The sequence below is a fragment of the Microbulbifer litoralis genome (assembly GCF_023634065.1).
GTDB lineage: Bacteria > Pseudomonadota > Gammaproteobacteria > Pseudomonadales > Cellvibrionaceae > Microbulbifer > Microbulbifer litoralis.
Genome location: NZ_JALKCV010000001.1, coordinates 492,904 through 508,386, shown reverse-complemented (window position 1 = coordinate 508,386; position 15,483 = coordinate 492,904). Strand labels below are relative to the sequence as shown.

2 protein-coding genes are annotated in these 15,483 nt (G+C 59.1%); both read left to right on the top strand.

The window, feature by feature from the left end; genetic code table 11:
- Positions 1-2: 2 nt before the first annotated feature.
- Entirely contained in the window at positions 3-1,382 is a 1,380-nt protein-coding gene (locus tag MWN76_RS01955; protein WP_250458907.1) for an AgmX/PglI C-terminal domain-containing protein, read from the top strand.
- A gap of 2,081 nt (positions 1,383-3,463) precedes the next feature.
- On the top strand, positions 3,464-15,385 hold the full coding sequence (locus MWN76_RS01950; protein ID WP_250458905.1) for a hypothetical protein: 11,922 nt from the start codon (positions 3,464-3,466) through the stop codon (positions 15,383-15,385).
- Positions 15,386-15,483: the final 98 nt, after the last annotated feature.

The window sequence follows — 15,483 nt, the reverse complement described above, 5'->3', positions numbered from 1 at the left end:
TTGTGAGTAATTTTCTTCAACAGAAGCAGGTGCTGAGCGGCGAACTGGAACAGGTTCGCCGACGGCTGCGCGTGCTTGAAGGCGAGCAGCGGCAAGTAGAAGATAAGCTGACCGAGCTGCGCAAGGACGAGAACAAGCACCAGCTTCTCGACGAGATATCCGAGCGCCTCAACAAGCTGGAAGAGCAGGGGGCCGGCGATCTCTTCTGGGCCGACGACTACCGGGAAGACTCCGCCAAAGCGGTTATCCACCGCATCGAGCGGACGGTCAGCGTCTACAACGCCAACCTGGATCTGTTACAGGAGCGGCGCAAGCGCGTTCTCGACAGTATTGAGGACTGCCGGGACGATATCTTCGAACTGGATGCCCGCGCGGACCAGATCCGCCGCGATGAGGAAGAGGCGCAGTTCGAATTTGAAGTCACCCGGGATATCGAGCAGGGCGAATACCGCCCCTCGCAGATGCCCTGGCATACACAGGGCGAGGACGAGCGCCGTTTCCGTCGCTGCCTGTTCGCATCGCTGCTGATGGCCCTGTTCCTGGGTTATATGGTTCCGCAATGGACACTGCCGGAGCCGGAAGAGGATGAGGTGGTGGAGATTCCCGAGCGCCTGGCCAAGCTGGTGATCGAGAAGAAAACCAAACCCAAACCGCCGCCGGAGCCCGAGAAGCCGCAGCCGAAGAAGGAAGAGAAGAAGCCGGAGCCCAAGCAGCAGAAGGTGGCCAAGGAAGAGCCCAAGCCGAGCAAGACCGAGAAGAAAGAAGCCCGCAAGAAGGCGGAGCGCGCCGGTGTACTGGCCTTCAAGGACAACTTCCAGGACCTGATGGAAGACGACCTGGACGACCGCCTCGGCCAGCAGACCCAGCTCAGCACCGCCGGCAAGAAGGAAAATCGCAGCCAGCGCTCGCTTATCACCGCACAGGCCAAGGCCGGCAGCGGCGGTATCAATACCGCCGAACTCAGCCGCAATGTGGGCGGTGCCGGGCAGGCGCTCGACGGTGTGGCCTTCTCGCGGGTGGAGAGCTCCATCGGCACCGAGGGCGACTTTGCAGGCGAGGACCGGCCTCTCAGCGACGGTGTGGGCCCATCCCGTACCGATGAAGAGATCCAGATCGTCTTCGACCGCTACAAGGCCGCGCTGTATCGCATCTACAACCGCGAACTGCGCAAGAACCCGGCACTGCAGGGCAAGATGGTCCTGAAGATCACCATCGAACCCGACGGCTCGGTTTCCCTGGCCCAGGTCGAGTCCAGCGATATGGATTCACCGCCGCTCAATGCGAAGATCATCGCGAGGGTAAAACGGTTTAACTTCGGCGCCAAAGAGGGTGTCCCGACTATCACCATCCTCTACCCGATCGACTTCCTCCCGGCCGCCTGACAGCCAATTGGGAGGGCCCGGGGTTCCCGGGACCGCGGAGCTCCAGCTCCGCCCCCCTCCCCGGGTGCACCGATCTCCAGCTCGACATCCCGAGCGGGGGAGCTGCTTGCAGGCCGGCAAACTGCGCCCCCGCTTGATTGCACTGCGGGAGTGATCATTGATAGCGACCGATACTGCCGTGGATCGTCGCTTTCACTGAAAGAGAACATGGCAATAACAACCCGGGGGCACCTGCAAAGGCCGCTTCGTCTCACACTTTGTATCTCTTAATAATCCACCTAAAGTTCCCCTGAGAACTGCTTGGCAAACTTCAAAAAAGTTCCCTGCCAGTCCACTAATTTAGACCTGCTTCACGGCCCATTCGTCCCATCCCCACTAAAGTCCGCCTACCGGGCAGTGTCTGCCCGGCAGCACCCCTGCGCGAGCACCGGGCAGCAATCCCAAAAGAGAACAGCGGCTGATAACTAACGATGATGTCTGAAGTAACTGGGCGAAAATCTTTGAAGAATGCGCTTGTTGGCTTTGTTCTTGCCTGCTTGGGGACCTTTTGGCCTGCTGCTGGTGTTTGGGCGGCAGCGCAATACTGTCCAGACCCTCAAGTTCAGGTGGCTCTGGAGGTTGGTTACTGCGAGTTTTGCGCAGGTGGTGAAGTCAGGTTACGCATTAGTAATAACACGGGCTACAACGCGGTTAACCTGCCCTGGCGTAGTGAGACGGTTGAGCCCGGCAACAGGAGCTTCGAGGATGTCGAGGTCACTGTGGACCTGCAGCAGGTAGACGCTGTCTTTGATACCAGTGGTTATTCAGCTGGATTCGCTGGCCAGAACGGTTCCCAACTACGATGGAATTTGGGCAATATCTACCGGAATGGTTCAGCAACGGTCAGTTTTGACCTGAATGCCAGAGATTTCGATCAGGAAGATCTGGTAGGTATTTCGCGGCAGATCAGAACAGCCGTAGAGTTCGAATATGGAAACTGCGAAGGCGGGGAGTATCGAACCAGAACGGGGGGCTGGCCGGGAGGAAGTTGGGAGTATCACATCTATGGTGGTTCTCCATATAGTGAAGGTCCGTTTAATTTCTATGACACTTTGAATATTCGGGAACCCCGTCCGGGGATTGCGAAGGCTGGTCGCAACATCGACGCGGGTATGCCTCGCGGAACCTTCTCTGATGATCCCGACCTGGCTGGGAATACTATCTTCGGCCACGAAGACGACGGTGTAATCTGGCGGGTGATCATCGACAACTACAATGGTTCTGCGCCCATGTACGACGTCATCTTCGATGACTCCATGGTGCCAGACCCCAATGGCAACATGGATGTTCTGGCGGTATGCCGTACTGAGGCGGAAGCGGAGAATGTCGCTCAGGGAGGGCCTGCCAATGGTGGCTCATGCACACCTATATCGGGGGATCAGCTTTTAGGTAGCCATCTACAAGATGATTTCGGGTTTCCGCTTCCAATTTGGCCAGGGCAGGAACGCGAAATTTTTATAGCCGGTACTCTGCGTAACTCATGTGAAGACCAGTTAAACGTCGCAAATAATGTCGAGTGGGGTTGCTTGGCAACGGATGGTCAGACCCAGGTCAATGGTGTTGCCGGAATAGGGCAGAGTATAGAAGGGGGCTTCCCTCAATATGGTGCTGGCAATCAGTCTAGGCTGGCTGTCAGCTCTAGCCCGAACCTGACCGAAGGCTTAGGTGGAGACTTTATCGATGCAGGCGAACTCAACTACAACGTAGAATTCAGTGGCCTCAATCCCGGTGAACCTGTAGGTATGCGCGGTTTGGTTACTATTACACTAGAAAACCGTACCGGCGGCACCGTCAATCGGGTTGAGCTGACCAATACCCTGCCGGACGAGTATATTCTTGACCCCAATTTCGAGCCCCAATTCAGCATTTCATCGCCCTACGAGAATTATGCGGGGCGTGTCACCCGTATAGATTGGCGAAATCGGGTCACGCCGACAGCGGATCAGACGGCTTACCTGAATAATCCGGCTTTGAAAGCGCCTAATTTCTATTTGACCAGTGATGGAAGCTTTGCGAACGAGCAGAGCTATCAGGAAGATCTGATGCGCCACGGCGACGTGGCGACAATCACCTTTCGTATCGTACAGGTCAACCAGAATGAAACCCTGACCTATTACGATCGTATGGCGGATCTGGACGAGCATGATGAGAGTGGGACTGCTTTTGATCCGGCTTCAATGGGAACCCTGACAAACAACTTGAGAGTACAGTGGGGCGACTTCTGTGACAGTAACGCCAACGGCTCTACGCGTTCCAACCAGACGGTAAGCCAGATATTTACCCCGAATCCAGAAAACCTCAACGTTGATATCCCACATCCTCTTTATATCATCCGTGACGAGGGTACTACGCCAGTTACGGTGAATATTTGGAACAGCGGCGGTCACACAGCCAGCGACTACCTGTTTTACGTTACCTTCGGTGAAGCCATTATCGTAGAGGGCCCGCCGGCACAATGTCAGTTGGCGGATGGTAATCCCCCTCATCTGCCAGCTGATATGAATGTACCGAACCAGACGGATGCACAGATTCCACTGTGGAATACACCGGCATGGCGAAACGACCCCACCCCAAACGATGATGGCAACCCCCTGCCAGAAAATGCCAACGTCTATCTCTGTGACCTAGGTCAGCTGGGAGGTGGTTACAGTAGCAATAACCCCAATACATCCCTGGAATTCCTAGTCAGTAAAAATCACAGTGCCGGCGCCGACGACCTCACCATGCGCGCCGATATAGTCGGTATGATCACCCTGGCGGAGCAGGGCCGAGATTACTCGGATCCGGCCAATTATGCCATCAGCGATGAGGCCCTGGTTTACCCCCCGCCGGCCAACTTGAATGATCCTGTAAACGGCACCACGCCCTCCCAGCAACTTGCCAACAACTACACTCTCGACGCGGTTCGCGCCAAGGCGCTGGGTTTCAACCTGCTCAAGCGATACGTGCCCGGAACCTGTAAGGAAGCCGCCAATCGGGGGGGCGGCGATGGCGACGGCCGGATCAGTCCGCCGCAGATTCTTATCGGCGAGGAATGTGAATTCGATATCTATGCCGGCGGTTGGTTCGGGTTTGAAACCCCTGGCTGGAATGTCACTGTGGATTCCATCGCCGTAGCCGACGCCATTCCCGCACATGCCGGTGGTGATGACAGTGGTACCGGCCCGCAGCACTATGTCAGCAAAGAGGAATTGACCAGTCTCTGTACTGTTGGAGGGCTACCCGGCTCCCCGAATTCCGTCTGCGACAGTGTCATTACTCCCGGCGGCTTTACTCCGGCCGCACCCTTGGGTGGCGGAAACCTGAATTGGACATTCGGTGGCACTTCTGTCACAACGAAGAACCGCTGGTTCCTGGCCAACATGACCACCCGCCTGCGCAACGAGTCGGAGGATGCAGTCGCAGACCCGAACCAGCACGCCAATATCAGTGTCGATTATGGCCGCAGTCGTTTCCAGGTTACCTTTGCGGAACAGGGCGGTGGCATTATCGATCAGCAGACTATTGCCAATGACGGTAGTGGCAGCCCTGCACAGAATGCCTGCTTCAAGTCCGGAGAAGACTGGGATAACCCTGTTTACGACACGCAAAACCAGGGTTGTAACCCGTCCTACCCCGGCTACCCCCAATGGCAGGAATGGACTGCGCAGACACAGATGGCGGAGCCCAGGCTGAGTATCACCAAGGAGGTTTGCAACCTCAGCGGTGCGGCGGGCGATGTCAATGCATGTCAGTGGGACACTTCCGCCGAGGGCAGCAAGTTCGATGATTTTGTCTACCGTTTGACTGTCGAGAACGAAGCGGCGGCTGATGATGTGGCCCGCGCCCCCGCCTACGATGTCGTGATTACCGATGTCCTGGACGACGGCGGCCAGATGTGCGTTTGGGCGGTCAATGGCGCATTTGATGACGATGGTATCGACAATATTCCCGGGGATGCCGCCGGACCTCAGGCCGGTATCGTGGGAACAGCCACGGGCCGGGCGGATTACACCTATGACCATACAGACCCGGAGTCATCACCGCACTGTCTCAACGGTGGCAGTCCGGCCCATATCACCTTCTCCTATGAAGAATCCGACAAGCTGAAACAGATAGATCCGGGCAGCGAGGTGGTGCTGCAGTACCGGGTCAGCCCCCACCGCACTGTGGCTCCGGGCCAGAGTTTTACCAACGTTGCGGATATTTTCCGCTACGACAGCCTGAGGGGGGAATCCGGGGAGCAGACAGTAGTACCCATACCCAATACCAATCATCCCCTGGCGTCCACCGGCTTGCCTGAAACCCCGGATACCCCCCGTTCCGCCGGTGCGCGTATCTATTGCGTCAATTCGGACGATGAGAGTGAACACTGTGCTTCAGACAGTGCCACCATGACCATCTATGAGGTGGATGTGGACCCCATCGAGGCTATCGGCCAGTCCACCCTCGGCGAGTACGCACCGCGCCAGGGCGAGCTGGAGGCAGTAGTGGGTGAGGAAATCCGCTTGCGCCTCACCGGTCGCGTACCGGCGGCGCGCCTGGGGGATTTCACCTTCCACGCCGAGTTACCCGATGGCCTGCGCTGTATTGACGCGGAGGCAAAAGACCTGCGCAGTATTGACGGCACCACGTGGTTCCCGGGCGACAGTAGCGCCCCCCTGACTCCGCAAATCAGCGGCTGCGAGGGGGCGGGAGACTCAGTGACCTGGGAGTATGGGTTCCAGCATCTACTCGAATACGATCGCGCCATGTATAGCGACGGTCTGATCCCTGTCAGGGTTTCCTTCGTGGTGCGGGTGGAGAACAACAATTTCACCGGGCATGGTTCAGATCTGGTAGTCAACGGTAACGGGGACTCCTATATGTCCTACCTGCCGGCCGGCTCCTCTGAAAATGAATCCAATGTGTTTGTGCCGCCGCCTATTACCGTGCACGTCAACGGCCCCCGGGTTGTCCTGGAAAAGACTTTTGACGAGGCCGTGGAAAATGTCGATGGCGACGATATTGTCACTGTCACCGTCAGGGCCACCAACAACAGTAATGAGGATGGCGATACCAGTGGCACCGCCTACGGCCTGCGTGTACTGGACGATCTGCGCAACACAAAATATCGCTATGTGCCCGGCAGCGAAGCCGGCTTGAACGGTACACCGGCACCGCTGGTTGATACCAATGAACAAGACGCGCCGATTTTCTACTGGGATGATCCCAATCCGGATGCGCCCGCCGGCACTGAGTGGGCTTCTCCCTATGCCATCGCCCAGGGCCAACCTGTGGAATTCAGTTTCCAGGTGCGTGTGGTTGGTGAAAATGATGATGGAGTGGATGTATCACCCCACGAAGAACTGGCCAACACCATTGAGGCTGTCTGGCAGTCCCTGCCCAACCGCAACCTGAACCTGAACATCGACCCCGCTCTCAGCGCTGGTGCCATCGGTGCAGACGGTGCCGAAGACGGTATGCGCAACGGCTGGTTCTCCATTGATGATGGGGATCCAAATCCCGTGGCCGGCATCAACGACTATGACACCGAAGCCGAGGATTCCATTGTTGTTCCCGGCCTGGAACTTGGCAAGACCGATGTTACCGATACTTCGCAGTACAGCGTTGAAGCCGACTCCCGCGCTATCGGTGCCCATCGCAAGTTTGAGTTGGAAATCTCTCTGCCGGAAGGTGTTACCGACAATGTGCTGGTAACGGATACTCTCTCTGCAGGTTATGTACTGGCTGATAACGACGCCCAGGGCTATGGCATCCGCTGTGAATACGACGACAGCATTCTCACGATCAACGGCGAAGCGCCAGAAGAATTCTGTGAGTCTTTCCGCGGAGATCATCCGGTTGCGGGTAGCACTGGCGATATCGCTTGGGATATCGGTATGGTAGCGACCCATACCGAGGACGATATCACCGGGACTGGTACTATCGATCCGGTAATCCGCATCACTTACTTTGCGCGTATTGCAAATGTGGATGGAAACCAGGCCGGAACCGAGCTGAGCAATGCGGCCAACCTGGAGTATGACAACGGCCAGGACAGCAGCCGGGAAAGCCGGACTGCCGAGGCGGGACCGATTGCAGTGACGGAACCGGTACTGACGGTTACCAAGACCGCGAGTGCGGAAAGTGCAGTTAGCGGAGATGCACTGGACTATACCGTCGAGATCACCAATGCCACCGGGGATAATGTCTCCACTGCCTTCGATGTAAATATTGCCGATATTCTGCCGGTGCCGGAACAATTGCGCCTGGACGGCGCCACGATCAATGATGCCGATTCCCCGCCTGGCGTCCGAGACAGTGATGGCGCACTGGTATGGGGGCGTGAGAACGGTGATAACAACCTGGATATCGCTCCGGGCGAAACCCTGACACTGGTTTATCACACCACGGTACTTTCGGCTTTTGGCAGTGCCATCGATAACACCGTATATGTGGACTGGACCTCTCTGGATCACGGTGTGCCGGGTCAGGATACCTATCCGGGAGACTATCAGCGCCACGGTCAGGGCTGCCCCGCTACTACTGCCCCGAATATATACTGCAACGAAGCCTCAGAATCGGTAACTACCGAGGATAACACCGTATTCAGCAAAACCGCCGAATCCACAGCCTGGGGTGACCCCTCACGTGCGCGTATCGGCGATACGGTTCAATATACTCTCAACCTGGGCCTGCAGCCTGGCACGACTAGCAATGTGGTGGTTACCGACCAATTACCGGTGGGGCTGGAACTGGTGTCCGTGGAATCTATCGATTGCGGCGTAAACGGCTTTACCTGCGATCAGGAACCCATTGAACCTGCTCCCGGTGCAACCGCCCTGGAGTGGCAACTGGGTAACATCACAGCAGAGAGTGATTCAACCCCCCCGTTTACCATTGTCTATACCGCAGTTGTGCTGGATGATATCAGTGCTTTCCCTGCCGGCAGTGGTGAAATAGAGCGCATCAACAGCGCCGAGCTGACTTACGATGGCATCGATGAGCCGCGCGAGGATCAGGCCAGTATCTGGGTGGTGCAGCCGAATATCAGCGATCTGGCAAAAACCGACACCCGCAACAGTGTGGCTAGTCCTTATTCAGTAACGGACATTGCCAATGAGGTGATGAACTTCCGTCTGCAGGCCTGTAACACAGGCGGCGCCCCCGCCTATGATCCGGTGGTAACCGATACGCTCAACGCGGATCCGGCCAACCCGGAATTTGATGAAAGTACCATTGCCATCCAGCAGGTACTGATCGGCGGCCAGCCGGCCACCTACAGCCATACCGTAACCAATGGCGTTATAGAGTTCACTTTCGATGGCGTACTGGCTGAAACGGGCCAGCCGGGAGACTGCCTGAGCATCGAATACAACGTGGGGCTGCACACGGATATCCCCAGTGGCCACACCTGGTACAACAGCTTCCACCCCAGCAGTTACGCTTCCCTGGAAGATGAAGGCGTCGTTAATCGTCGGCTTTATGGAACGGATGTTGCTCCACAGTGTAGCGCCGGCCTGCCCAACTGTTTCGAGTTGCTGACGCCGGTTGCCGAAGCCGGTCCCCTGACGTTGGCTCTCGAGTCTCCCGACGATGGCCTGGCGCCCATCGGCGAGTCGGTCAGTTACCGTATCCGTGTACCGGGTAATCCCATCACCAGCTCCACGCTCGCAGACGTCGAAGTGGAAAATGTCCTTGCTGGGCTGGGCACCCTTGTACAGATCGACACTGTTACCGTGAATGGAACCGCGGCGACGCCTGCGCAGAATGGTGAGACGCTCACCTTCGATATTGGCGATATTCCTCCAAACGAGACCCGGGATATCGTCGTCAACGCCTGGGTGGACAATGTCCCCGAAGCGCAGTCCGGTGTCACCATTGATACCAGTGCCCTCTACACTTACAGCGAGGCAGGCGCCACCCGGGAAATGGAAGGCGAGGCGGCGCAGGTCACCATTGTCGAGCCGGAACTGGTATTGGCCAAGGCAGCCGTGAACCAGAGCGGCAACACCGAACCCGTCGCCGGCGATATCTATCACTTCACGCTGGAATTCTCCGAGCAGGGTGCCAATGGCGCTACCGCGCACGATCTCTCAATACTGGAAGAGCTGAGCCTGGGCTGGGTTTACGAACCGGGTACGACCACTTTCAATGGCACCGCCATTGACGACGGGCTGTTTACCGTGACTGGCGACGGTGTCAATGAGGCGCAGACGCTGGCCTGGAACGCCGTGGCGGGTACCGACATTCCAGCGGGTGAAAGCCGCACCCTGGCATTCGATGTCCGCGTGCTGGACAGTGTGCTCGCCGGCCAGGAACTGGGTGGCGATACCACCGCCCAGTGGACCAGCCAGCAGGGCGATGCGCAGTATATCGAGCGCAATGGATCCGACATGCCGGACGCGAATGCGCTGAATAATTACTTCCTCGGTCCGCAGTCCCTGCCGCCACTGGCGGTCGGCAACAATTCCACGCTGACGAAAAGCGCACTCAGTGAAACGGCTCCGCTCGGTGACGGCGAGCTGCGTATCGGCGATCTGGTGACCTATGAATTGCGCCTGGGCGCGCAGCGGGGCACATTGCCCGATGCGGTGATCACCGACACCTTGCCGCAGGGCATGGTATTTGTGGATACCGTCTCCATCAGCGCCGAGGGCATGGACTACAGCCTCGCACAGGAACCGCAGCCGGAGGCCAGCGGCGCAGTGAGCTGGGACCTGGGCGAACTGGTGAATACCTCCGGCGAAGAACTGGTCATCACCTATCGCACTCGTGTACAGCGAGACGTCCTGGAACTGAACGCGCCGACTATTCCGCTACCCAACAGCGCCGCCTTCGAGTTCCGGACGGCCGCTGGCAGCGATTCGGTACTTTCCGAAGAAGTCTCCCTGGATCTATTGCAACCGGATCTGGATTTTGCCCTGACGGCGACTCCGGACGGTACCGATGCACTGACGCCGGACGAGACCATCACCTTTACCGCCACTATCACCAATGACGGTACGGCGCCGGCCTACGATATCGTGCTGCGCGATGTAATCCCGGCGGGACTGCGCCAGGGCGGTGTTCAGACCATCAGCGTCGATGGCGACACGACCAATCCGCTGCAACCCACGTTTGATGCAACCTCCGGCGAAACCGTGTGGAATTTCCTCAATGAAATTCCCGCGGGCGGCACTATGGAAGTTGTTTACCAAGTGAATGCAGACAGTGATATCGCTGCAGGTCTGCAGATCAGCAACAACGCCTATGTGGAGTGGTACTACTCCTTCGGTGAAAGCGATATCCCCGAAGGCGCCGCGCTGGAAAATCGCCAGCCCTACGGGCCGTCCGATCCGGTAAGTGTGGCCTTCAGCACCCCGGACGCACAGCCGCTGCTGATCGCGGTGGAACCCGCCAGCCGCGAAACGGCCTCCATCGGCGAACCCTTTGTCTATCGCATTACGGTTCCCGCTGCGGGCGCACTGCACGATGTGGCGATAGAAATGGATCTGGCGGATTCCGGCCTGGATCCGGTCGATCTGGCGTTTGTCGGCGCCGAGCAGGTATCCGGCAATATCGCCTTCAATCCACAGGGGTCCGTGGACGGCGGATTGCTGACTATTCAGGATCCCGCCAGCGGTATCGATGTGGAAGCCGGCGATGAGGCGGTGATCGATGTCACCCTGATGCTGCGCGATACTGCCACCAACGAATACGGCAACAGCTTCACCAGCCGCGCCAGTTACAGTTACAACTACGCCGACGACAACCCGGATGCCGGGCGCGGCACGGGCGAGGTCAGTGAATACTCGGCGCCGATTACCATTGTCGAGCCCTACGAGCTGGCACTGACCAAAACCGGCGATACCGAGGTCCAGACCGGGCTGCCCGGCAACTTCAGCCTGAATGTGGAAAACCGGGGCGACGGTCCGGCCTGGGATATCACCATCGTTGACCTGTTGCCGAATAACGATCCGGGTGGCATGTGCGAGACAGCGCCGGATAATTTCACGGCACAGATAATCGATGCCGGCGGAAACGCGTCAAACCTCTCTGAGGGCACGGACTTCAGTGTTGCGTTCAACGGGGATGATTGCCGCTTCACCGTGACTACCACCGGTAGCAGTGCCGCGCTGCCCGCCGGTGCCACCCTGCAGGTGCAATACCAGGCCTGGTTGGATACGGACACAGTCGACGGCGATGTACTGACCAATGTGGCCGGTGTCACCAACTGGTGGAGCTGGGACAGCGCCGGTGTAGAGAGCCGTGAATACACCCGCTCTGAACCGGATGACGGTGCGGATTTGCACGAGGATGCGCTAGAGATCACCGCGCTGGTTCCCAGTGTCGCCTTTACCAAGGAACTTCTCAGCGACAGCCCGGCCAGCCCCGGTGATACTGCCAGCTATCGCCTGACGCTGACCAATGAATCGGACCTGCAGATCGACGATATCGCGATTACCGATGAGTTGGGCCGCCTCAACGAACTGCCGTTGTTCGAACCCGGTACCCTGGCCAATATCGTGGTTTCCGGGGCGACCGACAATTCCGATCCGAGCGGTGGTGCACACAACAGCGGGCTGCTGGATCTGGGCGACCTGAGCCTGGCGCCGAACGGCAGCCTGGAAGTGACCTATGATGTGACCCTGGCTGCGGTGATCGACAACGGCACAGTTGTGTTGAACCAGGCCCAGGTGCAGTTGCCCGGCCAGTTGCTGCAGGACAGTGACGATCCGACCATCGACGGCGACAGCAACCCGACGGAGCTGCTGATCGAATCCGCCCCCGAAGTGATCGTCGAGAAAACCTCCGAAGACATCACCGGCGATCCGGAACTGCTGATGGTGGGCGACACGCTGCGCTACACCCTGCGCCTGGAAAATATCGGCGATGAAAACACCATCGAATCTGTCCTGCGCGACCAGGTGCCGGCCAATACCACCTATGTGCCCAATTCCACGACGCTGAACGGTGCCGCCGTTGCAGATAGCGGTGGCTCTACGGCGCTGGCCTCCGGTATGCCGGTGCAGTCGCCGGGTGCGGATGAAGGCGTGTTGCTGGCGGATCCGGAAGTCGGCGGCGGCCTGGCGGCCTTGGTGACTTTCGATGTGACCATCAACGACGTCAACGACGGCACGGTGATTTCCAACCAGGGCTTTGCCAACGGCGAGGGTGCCGGCAGCGGCGCCTTTGACGAAGTGCCCTCGGACGATCCGGCCACCGATGCGCCGCTGGACCCGACCATCGACATTGTCGGCGACGTGCCGCTGCTGATCGTGCAGAAGACCGTGGATATCGCCGAGGACAATGTGTCCGCCGGTATTGTCGATCCGGGCGATGTACTGCGCTATACGATCACCGTCACCAATATGGGCGGTGTGGATGCCACCGATGCGGTGCTGACGGATCAGTTGCCGGCATACACCACCTACGTGGCCAACTCCACGGTGCTGAACGGTGTCGCCGTGGCGGACAACGGTGGCGGCACTTCGCGTCTGGATGCGGGCCTGCCGATCGCTTCCAGTGATCTGACACCGCCGCTGCCCGGCGCCGGTGAGGGGGTAATCACTTCCGCGCAGGCCGCCACCATCACTTTCGATGTGCGCGTCGACGACGGCACGCCCACCGGTACCGTGATCAGCAACCAGGGCAGCGTGTCGACCGGGGAACTGCCGCTGACCCTGACCGATGCCGACGGCAACCCGTCCAACGGTGCCCAACCCACGGAAGTGGTGGTGGGCGATGCACAGCAGTTGTCGATTACCAAGGAAGTGGCCGTGGTCGGCGGCGGCGCGGCGGAAGCCGGGGCGACGCTGGAATACCTGGTGAAGGTCACCAATATCAGCGCCGTGCCGGCGACCTACGTGACCATCACCGACGACCTGTTGCTGGCGGGCGAGGGGGTACTCACTTATGTCGAGGACTCCGCGCTGCTGAACGGTCAGGCTGATGGCATCACCGTGGCCGGCTCGGTGATTACCGCCGATTTCGCCGGTACCTTCGGTGAGCTGCAGCCGGACGACACCACCACGCTGCGCTTCCAGGCAAAACTGGGCGAGAACCTGGAGATTGGTTACCGCGTATTGAACACTGCGGAAGTCACCTGGAATGATCCGCCGGCGACCGAGCAGGCCAGCGTCGCCATCGACGTGGGCGGTACGCCGGGTATTGCCAACCTGAACGGTTACCTGTGGCACGACGTGAACTTCAATGACCAGCGGGATGCAGAGGAGCGGTTGCTGCAGAACTGGTCGGTGGAGCTCTACTTCAACAACGCGCTGCTGGAAACCCTGCAGAGTGACGAGGATGGTTTCTTCCAGTTCAATGGGCTGGTTCCGAACATGGCCGGTGGTGCCAGCTACGAACTGAGATATGTCGCCCCCAACGCCGGCGAAACCTCCGCTTCCCTGGGCAATGCCAGTTCCGACTTTACCAATGGCCCGCAGGAAATCACCGAGATTTACGTCGGCTCCGGGGCCAACCCGCAGAACCTGAACCTGCCGATCACGCCGAACGGTGTGATCTACGATTCGGTGCTGCGCCAGCCGGTATCCGGTGCCACCGTGACCATGCTGCGCGCTTCCAGCGGCCAGGAACTGCCGGATCGCTGCTTCGACGACGACCGGCAGCAGGGCCAGGTGACCCGCGCCGGTGGTTACTACAAGTTCGATATCAACTTCAGCGAGGCGGCGTGCGCGGCGAATAACGACTACCTGATCCGGGTCGAAATGCCGAGGGATGACTATGTCACCGGCGAGTCGCAGATCATCCCGCCGCAGACCAATGTGGAAACTGCCGGCTTCGATGTGGCTGCCTGCCTCGGCGGTGCCGATGACCTGATCGGCGCCACGCCGGACCACTGCGAAGTGCAACTGTCCGAGCAGGCACCGGGTGTCGATATCGACGCGCGCAGCGAGGCGACGGATTACTACCTGCGCCTGCGGCTCGACGACGGCCTGATCCCCGGTGAGAGCCAGTTGTTCAACAACCATATTCCGGTGGACCCGCAACTGGAAGGTGCGCTGTCGATCACCAAGACCGCGGCGCTGCTGAATGTGACCCGCAGCCAGCTGGTGCCCTACACGATTACCTTCAGCAATACGTTGCCGGTGCCCATGCGCGACCTGCGCCTGATGGATTTCTTCCCGGCCGGTTTCAAATATGTGGCCGGTTCCGCGCAGATTGATGGCGTGGCCACTGAACCGGAAATCAACGGCCTGCAGATGCGCTGGTCGGACCTGGATGTGGAGCCGGACCAGACCCGCACAGTGAAAATGTTGCTGGTAGTGGGCTCCGGTGTCGGCGAAGGCAAGTACATCAACCGGGCGCGCATGTACAACCAGTTGTCCGGCCAGCAGGCCTCGGGCGAAGCCTCGGCCACGGTGCGCGTGGTGCCGGACCCGACCTTCGACTGCTCCGATGTGATCGGCAAGGTCTACGACGATAAGAACATGAACGGCTACCAGGACGCCGGCGAGGGCGGTGTGCCCGGCGCGCGGGTGGTGACGGCCACCGGCCTGAACGCCACAACCGACGCCCACGGCCGCTTCCATATCACCTGTGCGGTGGTGCCGAACCAGGATCGCGGTTCCAACTTCATCATGAAGCTGGACGACCGCAGCCTGCCCAGCGGCTACCGCCTCACCAGCGAAAACCCGCGCGTCGTGCGCGCCACCCGCGGTAAGGCAATCAAGGTGAACTTCGGCACCAGCCTGCACCGCGTCGTGCGCCTGGATATGGCCGAGGCGGTATTCGAGCCTCAGACCACCGAACTGCGCCCGCAATGGCATTCGCGCACCGAGCTGCTACTGGAAAAACTCAGCGAGGCGCCGTCCGTACTGCGCCTGTCCTACCTGGCCGAAAACGAGGACCCGGCCCTGGTGGAACGCCGGCTGCAGGCCATGAAAGCGCGGATTGCCGACGAGTGGGCCAACAACTATGGCGATTACGAACTGACGATTGAAACCGAAGTCTTCTGGCGGCGCGGCGCGCCGCCCAGCGAGGGAGGATTGGAATGATGTCCTCTTTTGATTGCGGAATACGAAATGCGGAATGCGGAATGAAGGTAAGTGGGCCCGGGGATCATTGTAGGATGGGCAAAGGAGCGCAGCGACGT